Below are 676 nucleotides of genomic sequence, written 5' to 3' on the forward strand. Positions count from 1 at the left end.
GTCCGGCCGGGCCGGACCGCACAGGCGGCCGTGGCCGGGCCCGAGAACCCGGCCACGACCGTCCCGCCGCGGTCAGCAGTCGCCGTCGTCCTGACCGCCGTGCTCGGCGGACGAGCCGCCGAGGACGGAGCCGGTGACGTCGTCGATGGTGTCCGTGACGGTGTCCACCACGTCCGAGACCGTGCCGGTGGTCGTCTCCACGACCGTGTCGACCGTCTCGGTGACGTCGCGGGTGGTGTCCGCGACGGTGTCCGTCACCGTGTCGACGGTGTCCTCGACCTCGGGCAGGACCTCCGGCTGCTGGTTGCAGCCGCAGTCCGGGCCCTCGGCCGGCGGCGTGCCGCCGGTGCCGGGCTCCTCGTGGTCACCACCGGTGCGGCTCGGTCGGCTGCGGGGCGTCCGGGCCCGGCGTCGTGCCCGGGTCGGTCACGAACGGGACCTGCCCGGTCAGCTCGTCGGCCACGTCCCGCACCAGGCGACCGAGGTCGCCGACCACGGTGCGCAGCAGGGGCGTCCAGCAGCCTCGGCCACACGGTCGAGGGCTGTCCAGCGGCACCCGGGCCGGCCCCGGTCGCCCGGAGCCGGTGGTGCCGGGGAGGGGTGGTGCCGGGGACGGCACCCGTACCGGGGCGTGGTCGTGCCCGGCGGTCGTGGTGCCGGTGCCGGGGGTGGTGCT

General features: G+C 76.9%; 2 protein-coding genes. Both read right to left on the reverse strand.

Annotated features, from left to right (window positions below; genetic code table 11):
* Positions 1-72: 72 nt before the first annotated feature.
* Positions 73-258: a hypothetical protein gene (locus AC2W7G_RS17875; protein ID WP_485869613.1), complete on the reverse strand. Its 186-nt coding sequence runs from the start codon at positions 256-258 to the stop codon at positions 73-75.
* Between the two features lie 106 nt (positions 259-364).
* The coding region (locus AC2W7G_RS17880) for a hypothetical protein (protein WP_485869614.1) at positions 365-676 on the reverse strand (312 nt) is incomplete at its 5' end.

It is taken from the genome of Aeromicrobium sp. PFPM2_SD2, assembly GCF_057364525.1.